The 19,500-nt window shown below is 57.9% G+C and carries 17 protein-coding genes and 1 tRNA gene; 7 read left to right on the top strand and 11 right to left on the bottom strand.

Features of this window, described 5'->3' with window-relative positions; all coding sequences use genetic code 11:
* Together VG146_13460 and VG146_13455 are read left to right on the top strand one after the other, a co-directional pair.
* Positions 1 to 686, top strand: a 686-nt coding sequence (locus VG146_13460; GenBank protein ID HEV2393354.1) for an SPFH domain-containing protein, incomplete at its 5' end; no start/stop codon positions are given.
* Positions 687 to 863: 177 nt separating this feature from the next.
* The gene (locus VG146_13455) at positions 864 to 1,565 is read left to right on the top strand and encodes a hypothetical protein (GenBank protein HEV2393353.1); all 702 of its coding nucleotides are present in this window, start codon (positions 864 to 866) and stop codon (positions 1,563 to 1,565) included.
* Positions 1,566 to 1,697: 132 nt separating this feature from the next.
* On the opposite strand, the gene VG146_13450 is transcribed toward VG146_13455, so the two are convergent.
* The 3 genes from VG146_13450 to VG146_13440 form a co-directional block, all read right to left on the bottom strand.
* Positions 1,698 to 2,801, bottom strand: coding sequence for a sigma-70 family RNA polymerase sigma factor (locus VG146_13450; GenBank protein HEV2393352.1), 1,104 nt, complete (start codon positions 2,799 to 2,801; stop codon positions 1,698 to 1,700).
* A gap of 322 nt (positions 2,802 to 3,123) precedes the next feature.
* On the bottom strand, positions 3,124 to 4,443 hold the full coding sequence (gene purD / locus VG146_13445; protein HEV2393351.1) for a phosphoribosylamine--glycine ligase: 1,320 nt from the start codon (positions 4,441 to 4,443) through the stop codon (positions 3,124 to 3,126).
* Positions 4,444 to 4,544: 101 nt separating this feature from the next.
* A complete protein-coding gene (locus VG146_13440; GenBank protein HEV2393350.1) occupies positions 4,545 to 5,006 on the bottom strand; it encodes a hypothetical protein in 462 nt (153 codons plus the stop codon).
* Positions 5,007 to 5,110: 104 nt separating this feature from the next.
* Here VG146_13440 and VG146_13435 point away from each other — a divergent pair, with 104 nt between their 5' ends.
* Positions 5,111 to 5,302 carry a hypothetical protein gene (locus tag VG146_13435; protein HEV2393349.1) on the top strand — a complete coding sequence of 64 codons (192 nt, stop codon included), beginning with the start codon at positions 5,111 to 5,113 and terminating at the stop codon, positions 5,300 to 5,302.
* A 41-nt stretch (positions 5,303 to 5,343) separates the two neighbouring features.
* Here the strand turns inward: VG146_13435 and VG146_13430 are convergent.
* The 8 genes from VG146_13430 to sufT form a co-directional block, all read right to left on the bottom strand.
* A tRNA-Leu gene (locus VG146_13430) sits at positions 5,344 to 5,428 on the bottom strand.
* Between the two features lie 143 nt (positions 5,429 to 5,571).
* Positions 5,572 to 6,603, bottom strand: a complete 1,032-nt coding sequence (locus tag VG146_13425) for a PAS domain S-box protein (GenBank protein ID HEV2393348.1) — start codon at positions 6,601 to 6,603, stop codon at positions 5,572 to 5,574.
* A gap of 59 nt (positions 6,604 to 6,662) precedes the next feature.
* Entirely contained in the window at positions 6,663 to 9,683 is a 3,021-nt protein-coding gene (locus tag VG146_13420) for a glycosyl hydrolase (GenBank protein ID HEV2393347.1), read from the bottom strand.
* 65 nt (positions 9,684 to 9,748) lie between these two features.
* A complete protein-coding gene (locus tag VG146_13415; protein HEV2393346.1) occupies positions 9,749 to 10,819 on the bottom strand; it encodes a family 20 glycosylhydrolase in 1,071 nt (356 codons plus the stop codon).
* A gap of 118 nt (positions 10,820 to 10,937) precedes the next feature.
* A complete protein-coding gene (locus VG146_13410) occupies positions 10,938 to 11,534 on the bottom strand; it encodes an iron-sulfur cluster assembly scaffold protein (GenBank protein ID HEV2393345.1) in 597 nt (198 codons plus the stop codon).
* Between the two features lie 9 nt (positions 11,535 to 11,543).
* Positions 11,544 to 12,092, bottom strand: a complete 549-nt coding sequence (locus tag VG146_13405; GenBank protein ID HEV2393344.1) for a rhodanese-like domain-containing protein — start codon at positions 12,090 to 12,092, stop codon at positions 11,544 to 11,546.
* A 13-nt stretch (positions 12,093 to 12,105) separates the two neighbouring features.
* Complete coding sequence (locus tag VG146_13400; protein HEV2393343.1) at positions 12,106 to 13,371, bottom strand: cysteine desulfurase; 1,266 nt, start codon at positions 13,369 to 13,371, stop codon at positions 12,106 to 12,108.
* Positions 13,371 to 13,922, bottom strand: a complete 552-nt coding sequence (gene sufT / locus VG146_13395; protein HEV2393342.1) for a putative Fe-S cluster assembly protein SufT — start codon at positions 13,920 to 13,922, stop codon at positions 13,371 to 13,373. Before sufT ends, VG146_13400 begins: the two co-directional genes overlap by 1 nt.
* A gap of 255 nt (positions 13,923 to 14,177) precedes the next feature.
* Between sufT and purF the strand changes: the two genes are divergently transcribed.
* The 4 genes from purF (at position 14,178) to VG146_13375 (ending at position 19,281) form a co-directional block, all read left to right on the top strand.
* A complete protein-coding gene (gene purF, locus VG146_13390) occupies positions 14,178 to 15,638 on the top strand; it encodes an amidophosphoribosyltransferase (protein HEV2393341.1) in 1,461 nt (486 codons plus the stop codon).
* 169 nt (positions 15,639 to 15,807) lie between these two features.
* Positions 15,808 to 16,686: a DUF1559 domain-containing protein gene (locus VG146_13385; GenBank protein ID HEV2393340.1), complete on the top strand. Its 879-nt coding sequence runs from the start codon at positions 15,808 to 15,810 to the stop codon at positions 16,684 to 16,686.
* Between the two features lie 38 nt (positions 16,687 to 16,724).
* Positions 16,725 to 17,075 (top strand): hypothetical protein, encoded by a 351-nt coding sequence (locus tag VG146_13380; protein ID HEV2393339.1) that lies wholly within the window; start codon positions 16,725 to 16,727, stop codon positions 17,073 to 17,075.
* A 472-nt stretch (positions 17,076 to 17,547) separates the two neighbouring features.
* On the top strand, positions 17,548 to 19,281 hold the full coding sequence (locus VG146_13375; GenBank protein ID HEV2393338.1) for a proline--tRNA ligase: 1,734 nt from the start codon (positions 17,548 to 17,550) through the stop codon (positions 19,279 to 19,281).
* Positions 19,282 to 19,500: the final 219 nt, after the last annotated feature.

The following is a 19,500-nucleotide window of genomic DNA, read 5'->3' as shown; positions in this document are numbered from 1 at the left end:
CGATGCAGAACCTGGTTGATCACGTCCTGCAACCGATTGTAGGAAATTATTTCCGCAACTCGGCGCAGGATTACACGGTGCTCGACTTCCTGAGCGCGCGCAGCCAGCGGCAGATGGAAGCCGCGGAACACATCCGGGAAGCTGTGGCTGCCTATGACGTGCAGGCCATTGACACGCTGATTGGCGATATCAATCCGCCGGCACAACTAATGCAGACGCAGACGGACCGGAAGATCGCCGAAGAACAGAAGAAGACCTATGAGGTCCAGGAAGCGGCGCAAAAACAGCGCCAGCAACTGGTGCGCCAGACCTCGCTGGCGGACATCCAGCACGAGGTGGTCGGCGCGGAGCAAGGCGTGAATATCGCCGAACTGCACGCCAATGCGCAAATCAAGCAGGCGACGGGCGAAGCCGAGTCTGTCCGCTTGCGGGCGCATGGCGATGCGGAAGCGATTCGCGCCACGGGCACGGCGAAAGCCGAGGCCTATCGGGCCGGCGTGGATGCGCTGGGCTCGCAGGGCTACACGGTCATGCAATTGATGCAGATCGTCGGCGACCGGAACGTCCGGATTGTGCCGGACGTGGCGGTAAGCGGTTCGAATGCGAACCCGGGCGTGGTGGACGGCCTGCTGGGCCTGATGCTCAAAAATCAGACCAACGGCCACGCGCCTGCCAAACAGGCGTAAGCTGGGGGAGCTTGTGGGGGTTCGACACGTTGCGCCGGAGAAATCCGGCGCACTTTTTGCCTCGAGACAATCGTGAAGAGTCTGTCCGTCCGGATCGCCGAAGGAAGCTTCAGCCGCGACTGGCTCTTGCGGCGGGGTCGGTGTGGTGCTAGATTTTGTGGGACCATTTAAGGAAGGATGAATGCGACAAAGGTGATTCTGGCGGGGCTGCTTTGGATTGGAGTCGGAGAGTCCACCTCCGTTGCCCAGGCAACAAATGAGCAGTTCTACACCTTGATTAGCGGCAGCCAGTTGCTGGATGATTGTCCTATCTGCGCGCGGCCCACGATTGTTGTTCCGATGGCGGGGACGTTTGGCTTGCGTGTAATCGACCAGAACCCGCTGAACACAACCTACGAAGTCTTTGGCGTCTCCTTTCATGCGGGCGCCACACCCGGGCCAGAGTATCAGGTCATGGGCAGCGGCACGTACCAAACAGGAGGCGAGGTGGCCACGGGACAAGATATGTATTTGGATGTGACTATCAACAACGGCTACGCAAGCACAGAAGCCCAATGTGTAAACACAAATCGCACCGTGAGCCAGCCGTGGCCGGGGATTCAAATCAGTTTGAACCAGACAAATGGAACGCCAGGCCAGGTGTATTACCTGACTCTGGTTGCCATTCCGATTCCGAAACTCCGTTTGTTCCCTCCGGACTCTAAAGGCAATGTGAGCCTGGAATGGGACGCAAACGGCGGCAGCTTTGAGGTGGAACGCGCGCCCAGCGTCACCGGTCCGTATTCGGCGGTGTCACCAATCACGACCAATTCCTCGTTTACGGACTTTGGGGTCATGACCAATTTTCCCCGAGTCTTCTACCGCCTCCGACAGTTTTGACAAAATGGAGCGGAGCGACTAGTGCGAGGGAACTTTGGCTGTCCGGCTTGGGCGCCAGAACCAGACCGGGCCGCAAGAGGAGCGAGTAGCCGCAAAAGAACGCAAAGAACGCAAAGATTTAGGCTTTTGGCTTTACGTTCTTTGAGTTCTCTGCCAATCGTGAATATTCGAAGGGCCTTCGATTCTGATCTTGCCCCCTGACCGGGCATCAGCCGCAAGAATTGGGGCAACCAGGCCGACAGCACGCACCGTCTTCGGTGGTCGCGCGTTGCTGGAGGATTCCGCCTGCTGGACAGCGTCACCGTCAACCTTGAGGCGTCCCGTCAGCTCGGTTTTTGCTTCTGGGGTTCCTGGCAATCGGTCCGCTGGGGTGGACCGGGCGTCCTGCGGGCCAACAATCCCATCGGGCAGGGCTTGCACCTGCGCCGGGCTGGAAGGCTGGACCAGGTTAGTCTTTTGCGAGCTAGTGCGGGATTGAATAAGGAAGAAGGCGGTCGTTAAACCGGCGACAATGACGGCGCTGAGCAGTGCTGCCTTTAGCTTGGCCAGCACCGCCACCTTGGCCGGAGTCAAGACGGCTGCTCCGGCCAATCCTGCGGCGCTGAAGGCCTTGGCGGCAATCAGTGCCGCCAGCCCTGCGGGAGCGGCCTTAACGGCGGTGGCCGCCAGTCCGCTCGCCAGGGCGGCGGCGGATAGAGCGAACCCACGATTCCTGAGGAGCACGCCCAGTTCCCGCACCGCGCGGGCCACGCGTTTTTGCGCAACGTTTTCGCTAACGCCCAGCGCCTCGCCGACCGCGCGCAAGTTGCGTCCTTCAAAAAAGCGCAGCAGGATGGCCTGGCGGTCATCGGGCCCCAGTTCGTTTATGGCTTCATCCAGCAGCGGGGCTATCTGTGCAAGGAGACTGTTGTTCATATCTCTGGGGTCGTTCATTAGAACGGCCTGCTTCTCGCGGGCCTCCCGGCGCCGTTCGCCGCGCATGAGGGTCCTGGCTACAAAACACGTGTGCCGATGCAGCCAGCCGCCGAGCATCGTTTCGCCCGACAATTTGAAAGCCATCCGCGCCAGGTCCGTGAAAACAATCTGCGCCACATCCTGAGCGCGATGGGTGTCGGCATCGACCAAGCGAATTGCTGTGGAATAGACCAGGTCGAAGTAGCGTTCGACCAGTTGGCGAAAAGCCAATTCCGAGCCGGTGCGCACGAACAGGCTCAGCAGTTCCTGAGTCTCAGTCATCAATTCACTATTAAAGAGCCGCAGATTGGTTTCCGGGCGAGTCCTCGTACCGGGGTTCGATCAGGTTTTTGTGACGCCACTGATCGTAGTGTTCTTGGCCATCGCAGGTGGCGTTCTCATACGTCATGCCGGTTCCTGGCATCCGGCGGCGACGGGTTGCGTAGTTTCGTTGATCTGGTTCACATTGCTCAGTGGACCTCCAACCATGAGACGCTGGATGTTGACCGGGCAACACCGGTACGGTGCCCCCTCAAGGCTTCGGGGGAACAAGCAACTTCTGAGGCCAACTTGAAAATCGTGGCTTTCGGCCTTCAGTGACCAATTAACCACCGTTCAAAGCAGGGGCGGGAGGCACTTCGCAAAGAGACCGAACGTGGCGCACTCGTTGTTGGATCAGGTCGTAAGTTCCAATATCCCGGCGGTGGAACACCGGCCCGTGCACAGCGCTGGCGGCCTCTTCAGCGATTGCCTGTGCTTCATCCAGGTCCTTTCCGATTCCAACGAAGGCAATAGCTCGCGAACCGCTCAGATAAAGCCGGCCCCCTGTTTCGTCAACCCCGGCGCGATAGACCTTTAAGTTGTCAGATTCCTGAGGCACTTTGGTCATGTCGAGCAACTTTCCTCTTACTGGGTTTTCCGGATAGCCCTCAGGGACAACATACTTGCAAACCGTTGCCCGTTTCTCGAAAATAATCGGGAGTTCGTTGAGTTTTTCCTCGATTATTGCTTCGCAAATATCCACGAGGTCCGTTCTGAGCAAAGACAAAACATTCAATGCTTCAGGGTCACCGAATCGAGCGTTATACTCCAGGAGACGGATTCCCTTCCGGGTCACCATGAAGCCGCCGTAGAGAATCCCTCTGTACTTTTGGCCTGTTTCAGCGAAAAGGGCTTCAGCCACGGCCTTGTTAATCGCGCTCGCAAATTCAAGATGCTGCGGGAGCAAAAATGGCAAGCTGAGATTCTCATCGGAGTAAGACCCCATTCCTCCGGTGTTTGGTCCCGTATCGCCCTCACCGGCCCTTTTATGGTCCTGCACCACCACCATGTCCTTGACCTGGGTGCCACTACAAAAAGACTGAAGGCTGAACTCTTCGCCATCCAACTTTTCCTCGATGACAACTGCCGGCGCGCGCTCCTTGAATAACTGCGCGCAGTAATCGACGGCTTCCGCTATAGAGTGGAGGTGGGCGCCAGATATTTTGACACCTTTACCGCCAGTCAAACCGTCCGGCTTCACGACAAAATCCCCCAGCTCTCTCAGATAAGCTTCCACGCTCCCGATGCTTTTAAACACTCTGTATTCGGGGTTTCCAGGGATATTATGCTTGGAAAGCAGTTGCCGGGTGAATGCTTTGCTGGATTCCAGGCGGGCCAAAGAGCGTGTGGGGCCAATGCAGGGGATTCCGAGTCCCTCCAAGTCATCGACGATCCCTTCCGCCAGCGGTACTTCCGGCCCGATTATGACAAAATCCGGTTTGATCTGCTTCGCCAGGCGAAGAGCGTCTGCCTTTTCCGGCTTCCCTTCCGAAAGCCTCACGGGCTCGCCCGCAACCCGGGTGCTTCTGCTCAAAGACTTTTGGATTGCGCTCGTGCGTCCGTCTTTGCCGATAAATGCCGGCTTTAAATTATTCTGTCGCATTTTGCTTTTGGCCAATAATGATGCAGGCTGATCAGAAAGCAAGGAGCTTGGGAGCTTAGCGGCTTGCGTTTTCCAGCCGGTTGGCGCCTTTTAGTAAGGCCCTAACGGGAAGCGCCTAAGATAAGCCGGAATGAGCTTGTTAATGACCAGGCCGGTTTCATCCTTTCGAGGCGGACATTGCCGCTTTCAGTGGCGCCCACCCGGTAAATATCGCCACGCCCATACCAAGGCGAATGCTTGAAGCCGATTGTAACTCTCTCCCCGTCCTCGCCGACAGCAAACTCACCCCAGGCTGTTCGATAACAGTTAGCCAGCCCCACAGCAACATGGGAGGGCCTCGCCGAGGAAAGCGGTAATTCCACAATGCCCTGTCGAGTGACGGTCCACTTTGCAATCACAACCCCGGCCGGCAGCAAATAACGCGGCCTGTCCCATTGCTCGACGTAAACCGACTCAGGCAAGGGCAATCCCTGGCATTGCTCTTTCCACTTCCTGAGCAACTCCTGGAATTGCTCTAAAACCGCTTTGCAGATCCGCTGCTGAACATTTACGGGAGCGTTCATGTGCCGAATTCATGCGGCATACCAATCAGACAGTCTGGCGGCCCGGTGCTCACGCCTGCCGTGCTCAGGGCTAAAACCCCTCGCCGCACAACGCCGAACATTCGGTGTTCACTGATCGTGTCTTGCCGGGAGACAGGGAACCGCGCAATCCCAATCATCATCGGGTGATTCTGGTGGTATCCACCGCCTTTGGGGATGCGTACCTGCGGGGGGACACCAATGCTCTGGCATGGCTGAAGGGAAGCGGTCCGCGCTCGGTCATGGAATCCGACGATCAATGGCTGTTAGCGCCCTGAATAGAAAAACCGCTCCCGGCTTGCAACTTGCTGATTTGAGGTGGTGCCCGCGACAGGACTTGAACCTGTACAGTGTTACCTACTAGAACCTGAATCTAGCGCGTCTGCCAATTCCGCCACGCGGGCATGATAACCAATTACTGATGAGGCGAGAACCAAACCCAAGCCGCCTTTATCCGTCACTTGCCATGGCGGCCTTAAACTCGCATCACAAATACACAATGAGTATGTCTGCGCCCATCATGATTTCAAGCTGATTTTGAAGCGGCTCAGATGGACCAGTCTTGAGAAAAGAGCTCGGGGTAGAACTTCGTCGAACACTCCGGACAGATGCTGTGAGTGAACCTCGCGTCCGAGTGATGCCGAATGTAGAGTTCAATTTGGTTCCAATACCCTTGATCATCACGGATTTTTTTGCAGTGCGCGCAAATCGGCAGCAACCCACTGAGGGTTTTGACCTCATTCAAGGCGGCCTGCAATTCACGAACAAGGCGTTCCCTTTCTTGTTCGCCGCGCCTCCGGTCGGTAATGTCCCTGATGATTGTGCTATTCCTGGGCAAACCATCGCGGTCCTTAAAAACACCGCTCGAAACCTCTCCCAGGAACCGGGTCCCATCGCTTCGCACGAATGTGAGCTCGATTTGGAAGTGCCCCGTTTGTTCGCGCTGGGTCACAGCGGCGGCAACTCGCTGAGCCTCCGTCGGGTCCACCAGCGCGTTCCTGCCGATGCGGCAAAGCTCCCGCTCGGTGCGTTTGAAGAGGCGGCAGGCTTCCTGATTGGCCGCTAAAATCGCTCCTGCATGGTCCGTCAACAGAATGGCATCGTGGCTGTTCTCAACGACTGAAGAATAGCGCGCCTCACTCTCCCGCAACGCTTCAACCTGGCGCAACAACGTGGTATGAGCGGCGCGCTCGCCGATCATGGCCTTGCGCGTCCTTCGGGATAGAAGAAGCACCATGCCAGTGAGAAAGAAGAATAAAACCGCGTTTATTCGATCGGCTGGTCGCGCGATGAGCAGGGAATGCCGTGGCGGCACGAAGAACCAATCTCCCAGCAGGAAGCCCGCAAAGACTGTTAGGAGGACCGGGCCCGTATCGGCAAACTGGACCACCACAAGCACGGACAGAAAAAACGTGGCGTAAGGGAGTGTATCTCCCCATAACGAATCCAGAGCCGAGCGCAGGACCAAAGCGAGCGCCACGCAAGAGGTGGCCACCAGATAGGCGCGGAAACCAATCAGCCCGGAGGCGGCAGGTTGTGGCGCGCGGTCCATCAATACCGGAGTTTGTATGAGCGACATGGGTTATCGAGCCGCTTGCCGACGAGCAATTTCTGGGCCATGGGCTTTTTCAAAGCGCTTCAGTATTCCCGAAGCACACGCACCGGGCCAAGGAGACCTGAGACCATCAGTGGCGAGCGTTGGGTCAGTTTGCGGATATTGGTCTGGGTGAATCGTTTGTACGGCGGCAGGAACTGATCGCCGATGATGCGATTACACCAGAAATTCACCACTTTGACTTCCAACTGGTTGGCGCCGGAGTGGATCGCCTTGGTGGCGTCAACACGATAAGGGAGGGTCCAAACAATCCCCAACGATTGGCCATTCAACTTGACTTGAGCCACTTCGCGCACGTCGCCCAGGTCGATCCACATCTCTTTGTCTGTATGATTGGCAGGCAGGCTGAAAGTCTTTCGATAGACCGCCGTGCCGGAATAATACTTGGTTCCTTCGTCGGCCCGAGCAGTCCAGCTTTCCAATTTGTCGAATGTGGCCGATGGCGGCCCTCCCCATCTCGGGTCGAACGAGACCGTCCATGGCCCGGCCAATTCTTCGACTGGAGCCAAAACCGGGAAGTTGGGCTTCGCGTCGCCCTCAGGCGCCGGGGCCGGATTGCGGAAGATGACGAACATCGAGCCGCAGGCGGCAAAATCCAGCGATAAAGTCGTGCTTCCATTTGCCTGGGTGTAAGCAGCCGCAACCCAGTGCCGGCCCGAGACAGGGTCCCATAATTCGGGGCGTTTGCCGGAAACTCGGAACGTGCAATGGAACGACGCCGGCTCGTTGGCGCCGTGAGCCAAGAAATAAATGTCTGTGGCCCCATCGCGGCGGTGAATGTAATCCAGGCCGGGTCCCTGGCCGGTGGGTTCATACAAGGTTTGAGAAACGGCGCCGCCTGAGGGCTCGCGGCCTGCCAGGTATTGGCCGGCTGACCGCGCCGGCGAGGCGGAATTGCCTCCCTGTATTCCGGCGCTCTCTACATAGGTGAAGTCCGGTGGGATGCCTGCAGCCAAAAGCAGGTCGCGTCCCGTTCGGCCAGTGATGACCTTTCCTTTCCCGGAGCGGTGTTCCATTAGGCTAGCCTTGGCCGGACCCCACAGTTCATTTGCGAGTTGCTGCACCTGCTGGTCGCATTGGGGATAGTCTTTTAGCCCGCTGGCGCGGGCGGGTTTTGAGCCAAGAACGGTGGCGCCTTGAGCCACCAGTTGCTTCAACTTCCGCAAGACTGGCAGAGAAATGACATCGCGGTCGGGGATGATCATCATGTGATAACTCACTCCATCGGGCAGCACGAGCCGTCTATTTTTGACAGCGAGCCGGGTGAGAACAGCCTCCTCGGTTATAACATCATAATCGTAGCCCGGTCCGAGATGGGCAGGGTCGGAGCTGCGCAACTGGGTGAAGTTTGGTACGTGGTCGCCATAGTAATACACGGCGTCTGAAATGGGCAGCCCGCGCTGGAGGAGGAACTGGCAGCGGTCGATATACGCAAAGAACGGGGCGGACATGGGCCACCAGGTATCGTTGGGGTTAAGGTGGGTGCCGGCGAAATATTGCTGGCCGGGAATGCCCATGGCCTGCGGGGAACAAACAAAGGCGTGCCAGACCAGCATGTTCAGGCCTTCGCACAGCGCTTTATCAAAGGCAGGCTTGAGGTTGTCGGCCAGGCGGGACTGCCAGTGAGGTCCGATGGAAGTGAAGCCTTCCCCGAACACGAAGCGATGTCCGTAGGTGTGGGCGGCGGAGGCGGGTTGCTTCATGAAAAAGCGGTTCGTATTGCCGATGCGGTGCTCCCAGGACCATGCCCAGAACTCGCTCATCGGGGCGTCGTCCCAGCCGAGGTCGCGCTGGGCGTCAATGGGCACAGCGTGCGGGCCGCCCGATTCGGGATGAATCAGCAAGCCCCGCCGGTGCGCGTAGTTGCGAAAGAGTTTGTAGTGATGCTCAATGGTCAGGTCGCCGAGTGTCTTGCGGTAATCTTCAAGAAAGCGGTCGCTGATCTCGCGGCTATTGACAATACGGCCCGCCAGCACAGGCAGAAACGGAATCATGCTATAGCCAAAGCGCCTTTTAAATTCCACTGGGAGGCTCGGCGTCCAATTGACCCCCTCGATTTCCCAACTATCGGTATGGAGGTATTTCAAAGTCGTCCCGGCGAGCGGCCCGGCGTCGGCGATCAGCGGTTGAACGACGCCCCGCCAATAGCGGTTGAATGCACCGGCGTCGAAGACATCCAGCGCGTAACCATGCCAGCCGTCGCTGCTGGTTGAGACTCGCGCGTTTGGGCCGATCGTCCAGCCAAACCTGAGGATTTGCCACTGCCCGGTTGGCACATCCCAATCCAGCTTGCCGTCCGGACCCAGCCTGGAAGATATATCAACCACCTCGCGGGTCTCCACGTCCTCTTCGTCAGCCGTAGCGGGATACTCCTGAAACAGTGGCGCGGTATCGGGGGCTGAAGAGGGTTGGAGCGATTTGTAGAGGGCCTTTTCCGCCCAGTTCTCAAGTGGCCGGTGCATCATGGGATTGGCTCGAAGGTGGTACGCCACGACGAATGCGTCGCGGTAATACGAGTCGCGCCTTTTGGGAAAGGGCAGGGCAATAGTCAAATGAGCCGGCCCGTTGGCGCGCAACTCTGACCAGGCGATGGTTTTGGAAGCGTCATCGGCCTGAACGACAGGTCCGCCCAGGTTCCAGCCACTTTGAATGTTGAGGCTCATCTGGAATCCGAGCCGATGGGCCACGGCCAACGCGTGTTTGTAAAGAGCCCGCCACTCCGGCGAAAAAAATGCCGGCCCGTGCGGCACAGGGGAATTACCTTCCTGAGCTGCGCCGTTAGCGTCAATGATCACTGCTCCACCAAAACCCTTGGTCTTCATCTCTTCCAGGTCGCGGGTGATGGCTTGCGTGGTGACGTTGCCGTTGAGCCACCACCAATAAGCCCGCAGCCGCGCTTCGACAGGCGGGTTGGTCCAACCGCTTTCCAACGGAGTCTCCGATCCGGGAGCGGCGAAGGCGGGCGGAATCAAAAAGCCCGCGGTGATGGCTGCCGCCAATACAAGCACGGGGCCGGCACGATGAAGTTGAAAGTAAGAGCGCACACATCCTCGGCGCCCCAACCCCCGCCGAGGGCGTTGACAAAAGGCGAAAAGTTTAAGTTTTGAACTTATTTCCACTGTTTCAACACGTCGGCCAGGGGCGGCCAATCCGGGGAGGCTGGGATTTTAACTTTGCCCCAGGTCGTGCAGAGGTAACCGACCAGGCGCGGGTTGTTTTGCTGGCGGGCAAAGGAGCTGAAGGCCAGGCTCGCTTCCAACGGTTGCCAGCCTGAAGGCCATACGCGGAACCCTTTTTGCAGCAACAACGGCACAGACGGGTAGCGCTCGCTTTTTTCATAATGCCAATCGCAGACCACGATGTCCTTGGGGATAAGGTCAATGGCGGACTGGGTTCCATTCTGTGAGGCTTCCCATTTCGAATAGCCCAGGGCGCGCGAGTCCAGGAGCCGGTCGCCCCACATAAACATCTCGATATGCCGCTTGCCGACGATGTGGCGGTGCAGGTCGTTGACGGCTTTGGCAAAAAGTTTGGCTGGGTCATGGGCTCGGCACCGGGGGCAATATTCGGAGCCAATGATGAAGACCTCATCCATTCCGACGTGGAAGGCATCGGCGTGGAACGCATCGATCATCTCGTCGATGAGGTCGAACACCAACGCGTTGACTGCAGGGTTCTGTGGACACCAGCTCCGGCAATAAATGCCTTTGTTGTCCGGGTATTGGCCGGGCGTTTCGTCAAAATCCGGATGCGCGGTCAGCAACGGGTCGGTGTGTTTGCTCCAGGATTGGTGACCGAGGCAGTTGAGTTGCGGGATGAGGCGGATGCCCAGGGAATGGGCTGCCTCAGCCAGTTCGCTGGCTTTTGCTTTGGAAATGCAGGGGCTGGAGCGCACCTCGGGGTGCGTTTCAAAGGCGAGGCTGTAATCCACCTCGACGACTGCCACATTGACGCCGCGCTGGGCGAGCTTGGGCAGGGCCTGAATCAGTTGGTCAACCTGCTCGTCGTTATGGGCGCCCAAATGCACCCCGCGCCAGACCGGGTTGGAGGCGCGCCAGGATTGTATCCAGGCGGTCCGGCGGTCGGGTTGCCGGTCAGAATTTGCTGTGTGGCACCCTGTGACGAGGGCGAGGAGTGCCAGGCACAGGGGTGAGACGGGTAATTTTAGAAATGGATTCATGGGGAATATTTTTTATGCGCAGCGTCGAAAGTAATTGCGCCGGTTTCCTCCTGTTTCTTTCTGCATGTTTCCGGCTAAGACTGTCGGCGCCTCTTTTCAATCCTCTGTTAGCTCCTGTTTAAGGGCATTGGATTGGGGGCTCTTGGCCAGGCCCAAGAAAGGTGATTTTTACGCCGGGTTTAGGTTGAACAAAGCTGTCCAACGGAGTCACGCTGGGTTTTGGACTCTCAGGGCGCTGGCCGTCCGGAGCGGCGGGTTGAGACTTTGCAGGGTCGAGCGCGGAGCGCAGAGCCCCTTCAACCAACTGGGCGCAATGAATCTTCATGGGCGGCAGCGGGCCTAATTCTCCCGCCAACTCCTCCGTTTTGAGGGCCAAAGCTTCGTCAGCGGTCTTACCGCGAATCAGTTCAGTTGCCAGGCTCGCAACGGCAATAGCTGTCTCGCAGCCAAACGACTGGAATGTGGCGCGGTCGATTACCCTTTTGCCGTTTTGTTCCTTGAACTTGACCCACATCCGGAGCATCTCGCCGCAATCGGAATTGCCCACGGTGCCGATGGCATCGGCGTCAGGGAGTTCGCCGAGGTTTTTGGGGTCGCGCATCGCCTCGGCGATGCGGGTTTGTAAATCCTTATCCATAATCAAATCATCGCAGATTTCAGAGACGATTGCAAAACCGCCGCAAAAGAACACAAGGACCGCAAAGATGAAAGGCAAGACCGCATGTTACTCGACGCGGTAGCGGCGCATGGCCGGATTGATTTCCCTGGCCCAGGCGTCCAGGCCGCCTTGGAGACAGCGCACGTTCTGGAGCCCGTGGCCGATGAAATAGGCGGCGGCATCCAGGGCCTGTTTTCCTTGATGATCGATGATAACCAACGGGCGGGAGTTAGTGCCTTCGGCCAGCACCTCTCTCATGACCGGCTGGGAGAGCAGTTGAGACCCATCAAGATGCACCGCCTCGAATTCCTCACGAGACCGCACATCGAGCAGGCGGACCGAAGAATCCTGTTTCAGCCAGGCCGCTAATTCCCGGGGGCTCATCAGGAGTTTCGCGTCCTGTTCGTGGCTGGTTTGGATGTGGGCCAGGACTTCCCGCACATTCAAGCCGCCATGACGCGCGCAGACTTGTTCCAAAGTTTCATCGGGCTGAAAAGCGCAACTGCTGCAGCCGCCGATATGATAGCGGCGGAACAAGGCGCGCTGCGCGCCCGGGTAGGCGCGGAGCACCTCGCCCATCGTCGATTGCGCAGAAATGGAATCGGCAGTGAGCATGGTTACGGTTGGACTACACTCCAAAGAATTTCTGAATATCGGCCAACACCTCAACGAAGCGGTCGATCTCAGCGGTGGTATTGTAAAAGTAAAAGCTGGCGCGGGCGGTGGACTCGACGCCGAGCTTGCGCATAAGGGGCTGGTTGCAATGATGTCCGCCGCGCAAGGCGACGCCGCGCTGGTCGGCCACGGTCACCACATCATGCGCGTGAATGTCTTTGAGCAGGAAACTCACCAGGCCAGCCCGGCCAATATGGGGTCCGAACAGGCGGATGTTGCCCTTGGATTTCGAGAGCTTCTCGTAGGCATAAGCGCCCAATTCCTGGTCGTGTTCGGCAATCTGCCGCCGTCCGATGTTATCCAGGTAATCCATGGCTGCGCGCAACCCGACTGCCCCCGCGATATTGGGAGTGCCGGCCTCGAACTTGTGGGGCGCATGTTTCCACGTGCTGCGCTGGAACTCGACGTTGAGAATCATTTCTCCGCCTCCCTGGTAAGGAGGCATGGTATCGAGCACCTCGGGGCGGCCATAAAGCACGCCAATGCCGGTGGGCCCGCACATTTTGTGGCCGGAAAACGCGAGGAAATCGCAGCCGATCTCCTGCACATCTACCGGGCGATGGCCCGCGCTTTGAGCCGCATCCACCAGGGTGAGGACGCCGAGCTTTCGGGCGCGGGCGCAGAGCTCGGCAACCGGGTTGATGGTGCCGAGCGAGTTGGAGACATGGGTCATCGCGAGCAATTTCACTTCCCGGGTCAACCACTCGTCCAAACGGTTCAGGTCCAGCAGTCCAATGTCCCCGGTTATCGGCAGAAAAATCAGTTTCGCCCCGGTCCGCTTGGCGACGAGCTGCCAGGGAACGATGTTGCTATGGTGTTCCATCTCGGTGAGAAGGACCTTGTCGCCCGCTTTGAGATGCCGGTCCCCCCAGGCCTGAGCCACCAGGTTAATCCCTTCGGTCGTCCCTCTGGTAAAAATGATGCCGTCGGCAGTGGGCGCATTGATGAACTGGGCGGCGCGCGAGCGAGCGGCTTCAAAAGCGGCAGTTGCCCGGTTGCTCAGTTCGTGAATGCCGCGGTGGACGTTGGCGTTATCCCGTTCGTAGTAACGGCGCAAGGTCTCGATCACCGCGCGCGGCTTTTGGGTCGTGGCAGCGTTGTCGAAATAGATGAGCGGCTGCCCATGAACCTGCTGGTCGAGAATGGGGAAATCAGCGCGCAGCCCTGACCAATCCATAGCAGGCCGTTTGCGTTGTGGTGTGGCAACCTCCGTCGTCATCACATCAATCCCAATTGCAGTTTGGCCGCTTCGGTCATCATCGCCTGATTCCAGGGCGGGTCCCAGACCAGTTCGACGGCTACGTCCTCGATGCTTTCCAGTCCCAACAACCGGTTCTGCACATCCTGCGCCAGCATCGGCCCCATGCCGCAGCCGGGAGCGGTGAGCGTCATTTTCACATCGACCCGAAAACTGGAAGGAGCCAAGGGGCTGATATGACAATCATAAATCAAACCCAAATCGACAATGTTCACCGGGATTTCCGGGTCATAGCACGAACGGAGTTGGTTCCAGATTTCCTTTTCGAGTTGTTCCTGGGTTTGGGGGGCGCCGGTGGCAGCCGTGGAGGCAGCCGCCTGGAGGCCGAGTGCATCGGCATCCTTGTTTTCAATGCGAAACATGTTGCCATTGACCACCACCGTGTAACTTCCACCCAGCGATTGGGTGATATAGGCTTGTTCGCCCTTTTGCAGGGTCACTTTCGAGCCAATCGGGATAATGGCGGCCTCGACGTCGCGTGTCAGGTTAATAGGGTCGCTGCTGCTGTTCATAATTACGGAAATCAATATAGCCCATCGCCCTGCTCTCTGCCGATAATTTTCGGATAGCCCCAGAGCCAGAAACTTTAAACTTGGTTTTTGGATAAATTCTTGTAACTTTGCGGTGGATTTCCTCAAGCGGGGGTAAAGCGAAAACCCGGAGCCAGATATAAACTCTTTCAGGTTCACGGGAGGCGGCAAGTTGGTGCTTGCTCAAACGGGTTTCCCGATGTTGGATTTCCAGTGTCGCAAAGCAGTCTGGCGTTGATGCAGGATTACCCAAAACATTATTGCGGCGTGTTCGGCGTGTTTGGCCACCCGAACGCGGCCGAGTTGACGTATTACGGCCTGTACGCGTTGCAGCATCGCGGGCAGGAGAGCGCCGGCATCGTCACCTCAGATGGCCGCCGCTTCTACCGCCATAAAGGCATGGGCTTGGTTTCCCAAGTCTTCAATGGCGATGTGCTCCACGGCTTGGTCGGCCAGAGCGCCATCGGGCATACCCGCTACTCGACGACCGGCTCTTCTCACCTGCTCAATGCCCAGCCATTGACGGTCGATTGCGTCCGCGGCCAAATCGCGATTGCCCACAACGGGAACTTGACCAACGCCGCGCGGTTGCGCGATGAACTTGAGGCCAAAGGCTCGATTTTCCAAACCACGGTAGATAGCGAGATCGTTCTGCACCTGATGGCCCAACCCTCGACGAATGGCCAGGGCAGCAGCCTGCTGCAGGCCATCCGCCGCATCGAAGGGGCCTATTCACTGGTCATTCTGACCGAAAAAGAGCTAATCGGGGTGCGGGACCCGCATGGGTTCCGACCGCTGTGCCTGGGTCGCATCGAGGATGGCTGGGTGCTGGCCAGCGAGACCTGCGCCCTGGATTTGATTCACGCAAAGTTCGTGCGCGACGTCGAGCCCGGCGAGGTGGTGGTGATTAATGAAAAGGGGGTGACCAGCACGCAGGCCTTTCCAGACCAGCAACGCCGCGCTTTCTGCATTTTTGAGTATGTTTATTTCGCGCGTCCCGACAGCGCCATTGCCAACCGCAATGTGTATAAAGTGCGAGTGGAAATGGGCCGGCAACTGGCGCGCGAGTTCCCGATAGCAGCCGATGTGGTGGTGCCGGTGCCCGACAGCGGCAATTGCGCGGCGCTGGGCTATTCGCTGGAATCGGGGGTGCCCTTCGAGATGGCGTTTGTGCGCAACCACTATGTTGGCCGCAGCTTCCTCCAACCCTCGCAATTGATTCGCGATTTCGATGTGCGCGTGAAACTCAACCTGATCGAGGAATTGGTGAAGGACAAGCGGGTCATCGTGGTGGACGACTCGATTGTGCGAGGCACCACCTGCAAGGCGCGCGTGAACAATCTGAAAGAAGCCGGGGCGAAGGAGGTCCATGTGCTGGTCAGTTGCCCGCCGCACATGAACCCGTGCGTTTATGGAATCGATTTTCCAGACCGCACCAAACTGATGGCGGCGAATCATTCCGTGGAAGAAATTCGCAAGTATCTCAATACCGATTCACTGCATTACCTCTCGCAAGAGGGCATGGTCAAGGCCACCGGCCTGCCCGCCGACTCATTCTGCATGGCCTGTTACGACGGCAATTATCCCGTTGCCTATGACCCTGGAACCGACAAGCATATTATCGAGCGGCGCAATGGGCGCTTGCCCAGCCTGGCCGAATCCATCGCCAAAGAACAGGCGCAGATTCGGCTGCTGTAGTCAGGCGGCCCAAATTAGCCAATATCGTCATCGAGATTTGGTTCTTGACCGCCTTTGCCAAGGGGCCTATTTTGACTCACGTCGATTTGAATTCCAGCGCTCGCTTATGAATATGAATTATCAATCCCGATGCGGAAGGAGACCTTCCAGTTTGCAGGCCAATCCCTCGATGACCAGGGGTTTTACGCTAATCGAATTGCTGGTGGTGATAGCCATCATCGCGATTCTGGCAGCCATGCTGCTGCCGGCACTGTCGCGCGCCAAGTCCAAGGCGCAGCAGATTCAATGCATGAACAATTCCAAGCAGATGGCGTTGGCATGGCATCAGTACTCGATGGATTACCAATGGTACCCGCCCAACCCGGATGACCCGGGCAGTTCGATCAAGTACTTTCATTGGTGTCCCAATGCCCTAGGAGACAATACCCCCGACGTTTTCAATCCCGACCCCTATTACGATCCAAGCTATTGCCTGGTCGATCCATACATCGCCAACAACATCAAAATATTTCATTGTCCAGCCGACGTGCGGACCGGCAAGTACAGCGGCAATCAGCAACCGAGTCTTATTGGGCAAACCATCTCGGCTGTGCGGACCATCTCCGCAAGCGGCGCTGTCGGCAGCGTTGACGATACCTTCTGGACCAGCGGCACTGGTCACGGCGGCCTCATCCGCCATCCGACCAAAGGTCCTTGGCTGGACGGCAACCACAGCAACAATGGCAAGTTTGCCACATTTGGCAAAAATGACACTTTCACGGTCATTGGCCCGTCGATGGTGTTTATGACTGTGGATGAGAATCCCAAGAGTATCAATGACGGCGCGCTGGGCACGGTTGCTGACCTGACCCAGCGGAAATTTGTTGATTGGCCTGCTGCACTGCACGCGGGTGGCTGCGGGTTCTCCTTCTGTGACGGCCATGCTGAAATCCACAAATGGGTTGGCCCCACACTTCAGGGTGGGAACGTCGCTACGGTCACGGTTAGCCAGCTTGGCGACATCTCGGACTTTGTTTGGCTCGCCGAGCATTCTTCTGCCTTGCAATGACGTTTCTGCGCCACCCAACCGCGCACTTTTAAATCTCGATGAAAAAAGCTAACTGGCTTGCGGCGCTTGTGATGGCCTGTCTGGTCGCCTTTGCTGGTTGCGGCAAAAAGAAGGATACCGTTGAGGCTGCGCCCGTAGCGAATAATGCGCCGATAGCGCTGAGCAAACTCAAGCAAGCGCTGGCTGGCAATACTAACGCGGACATTCAGGGAGCGGTTGGTAAGATCTCCGCCGACCTTCGTTACGGCATTAATTACGATCAGGTCCTGGTTGAGTTGGATACACTCAACCAGAATCCCGCTTTGACCGCTCCGGAAAAGAAAGTCGTCTCTGACACGCTGGAACAGGTCAAAAACTACCTCGCCCAACAGCAACAGCAGCCGAAGTAAAAGTCTGCCCACCGCGCCAGAACGGCGCGCTAGCGTCGTGAGAGTGGAACTTTACGCGAGGCGCGGCCCAAAAGCGCAGAGGACTGGCACAGTCCAAAACGCTTCGCGCGGACGTGCGCCAGACGGCGCGCTAGCGTCTTGGACTGCGGTAGTCCTCTACCGCTTTTGGGTGTCCTTCAGTTCTCACCCCGCCCGCCCAATTCAATGCCACTGGGCGTGAGAGTGGAACTTTACGCAAGGCGCGGCCCAAAAGCGCCAGAGGGCTGGCGCAGTCCAAAACGCTTTGCGCGAACGTGCGCCAGACGGCGCGCTAGCGTCTTGGACTGCGGTAGTCCTCTACCGCTTTTGGATGTTCTTCAGTTCTCGCTATGTCCGTCCAATTCAATGCCGCTGGACGCGGGACCCGGAATTAACCCAACATGCACTTCGCGCTTTCCATCTTGCTATTGGCTCTCCACACTGCGCGGCTCGTATGCGTTGGTCACAGACCTTGATTCCGACTTTGAAAGAGACTCCAGCGGAAGCGGAGATCATCTCGCACCAACTCTTGTTGCGCGCCGGCCTCATTCGCAAGCTCACGGGCGGTCTTTACACCTTTCTACCCCTGGGCCTGCGCGCGTTGCGCAAGATCGAACAAATCGTTCGTGAAGAAATGAACCGGGCGGGCGCCCTGGAGGTGCTGATGCCGGCCCTCCAGCCGCCGGACATTTGGCGGCAGAGTGGCCGCTATGAGACGGCTCGCGACGTCTTGTTCAAGGTGCGGGACCGGGCGAAGAAGGAATGGGTCCTGGGTCCGACGCACGAGGAGGTCATCACCACGCTTGTTGCCGGCGAGATAAACTCCTACCGGCAATTGCCTAAGAATTTTTACCAAATCCAAACCAAATTTCGTGACGAAATACGCCCTCGGTTCGGCCTGATGCGGGCCAAAGAATTCGTCATGAAAGATGCCTACAGTTTCGATGCAAGCGATGAGGGGGCGCAGCAGAGCTACCGCAAAATGTACGACGCTTATGCCCGCATCTTTGAGCGCTGCGGCCTCAAGACCATTGCGGTCGAGGCCGATACCGGGGTGATGGGCGGGAAGTTTTCGCACGAATTCATGGTCCCGGCCGAGACCGGCGAGAACGAAGTGGTCATTTGCGAAGGCTGCCGTTACGCCGCCAATGTCGAGAAGGCCACCAGCCGTTCGCCGCAGACAGCTCTGGCGGGTAATCCCAGCGGGCCGACCGAGAAATTCCCCACGCCCGGCGTGGTGACAATCGAAGCGCTCACAAAACAGCCTTTCAATGTGCCAGCGGAGCGCCAGATTAAAACTCTGGTTTATATTGCCGAGAACAAACCGGTGCTGGTTCTGTTGCGCGGTGACGACCAATTGAACGAAGCCAAGCTGGCGGGGATGCTTGGCACCACGACGTTCCGGTCCGCTGAGACCGAGGAAATCTTTACCGCGTTGGGGGCGCATCCGGGCAGCCTGGGGGCAGTGGGCATGGCGCGCTACCCTGTTTATGCGGATGAGCGCTTGAGAGGGGTTTTGGACATGACCACCGGCGCTAATGAAGACGGCTTCCACCTGCGCAACGTGTCCATAAGCCGGGATATCCAGGTCAGCGGCTGGGCCGATTTGCGCCTGGTTCAACCCGGCGAGCCCTGCCACGTTTGCGGCAAACCGCTGCGTGTCCAGAGGGCAATCGAGGTCGGCCACGTGTTCAAACTGGGCACGAAGTACAGCCTGGCGCTCCACGCGTTGTTTTTGGATGAAGCGGGCAAACAACAACCGGCAATTATGGGCTGTTACGGGATTGGCGTCACGCGCACGCTGCAGGCAATCATTGAACAAAGCCATGACCCGAACGGGATTGTCTGGCCGCTCAGCGTAGCCCCTTACACGGTTTGCATCACTCCGCTCAGTGTCGCAGCAGAAAGTGCTGTGATGCGCTGCGCGGAAACCATTTACTCAGAACTCCTGGCGCGCGGCGTTGATGTCATTCTCGATGACCGGAATGACAGGCCCGGGGTCAAGTTCAAGGATTCAGAGTTGATCGGCTTTCCAATCCGCATTGGGATAGGTGAGAAGTCGCTGGCCAAGGGGCAAATCGAGTTAAAGCCGCGAGCCGGCAGCCTGATGGCCGTGGAGAGCGGATTGGCTGTGGACAAGACGTTGGAACTCGTGAAGGGGACGGTGACCCAGCCGCGAAGTCTCTGATACTTGGAGGACCAGTGGATGGACTGCACACAGAGGGACCGACCCCTCAGAAATAAACAGGAGGAAACGGGAACGGAGATTTTTGAGGCACTTTTGTGGGCAGCGCAGGCACAAACGGCGCCACACCATTCAGTGACCGGCCACAGGGTGCAAGACACAGTTTTGGCTTCATGTTCACGCCTCCGTTTTGTCTGTTGTCTCCTGTTTAAACTGAGTCGT

The organism is Verrucomicrobiia bacterium, from assembly GCA_035946615.1.
Classification (GTDB): Bacteria; Verrucomicrobiota; Verrucomicrobiia; order Limisphaerales; family UBA8199; genus DASYZB01.
The sequence above is the reverse complement of the archived record's forward strand: the minus strand, read 5'-3'. Positions and strand labels throughout refer to the sequence as shown.

What these genes read in the sequence shown, in the direction of transcription:
- purD (HEV2393351.1), bottom strand. Translation starts at nt 4,443, where the DNA reads ATGCGACAGAATAATTTAAAGCCGGCATTTATCGGCAAAGACGGACGC.
- VG146_13440 (HEV2393350.1), bottom strand. Translation starts at nt 5,006, where the DNA reads ATGAACGCTCCCGTAAATGTTCAGCAGCGGATCTGCAAAGCGGTTTTA.
- VG146_13415 (HEV2393346.1), bottom strand. Translation starts at nt 10,819, where the DNA reads ATGAATCCATTTCTAAAATTACCCGTCTCACCCCTGTGCCTGGCACTC.
- VG146_13450 (HEV2393352.1), bottom strand. Translation starts at nt 2,801, where the DNA reads ATGACTGAGACTCAGGAACTGCTGAGCCTGTTCGTGCGCACCGGCTCG.
- VG146_13425 (HEV2393348.1), bottom strand. Translation starts at nt 6,603, where the DNA reads ATGTCGCTCATACAAACTCCGGTATTGATGGACCGCGCGCCACAACCT.
- VG146_13375 (HEV2393338.1), top strand. Translation starts at nt 17,548, where the DNA reads ATGCGTTGGTCACAGACCTTGATTCCGACTTTGAAAGAGACTCCAGCG.
- sufT (HEV2393342.1), bottom strand. Translation starts at nt 13,922, where the DNA reads ATGAACAGCAGCAGCGACCCTATTAACCTGACACGCGACGTCGAGGCC.
- VG146_13455 (HEV2393353.1), top strand. Translation starts at nt 864, where the DNA reads ATGAATGCGACAAAGGTGATTCTGGCGGGGCTGCTTTGGATTGGAGTC.
- VG146_13405 (HEV2393344.1), bottom strand. Translation starts at nt 12,092, where the DNA reads ATGCTCACTGCCGATTCCATTTCTGCGCAATCGACGATGGGCGAGGTG.
- purF (HEV2393341.1), top strand. Translation starts at nt 14,178, where the DNA reads ATGCAGGATTACCCAAAACATTATTGCGGCGTGTTCGGCGTGTTTGGC.
- VG146_13385 (HEV2393340.1), top strand. Translation starts at nt 15,808, where the DNA reads ATGACCAGGGGTTTTACGCTAATCGAATTGCTGGTGGTGATAGCCATC.
- VG146_13380 (HEV2393339.1), top strand. Translation starts at nt 16,725, where the DNA reads ATGAAAAAAGCTAACTGGCTTGCGGCGCTTGTGATGGCCTGTCTGGTC.
- VG146_13400 (HEV2393343.1), bottom strand. Translation starts at nt 13,371, where the DNA reads ATGACGACGGAGGTTGCCACACCACAACGCAAACGGCCTGCTATGGAT.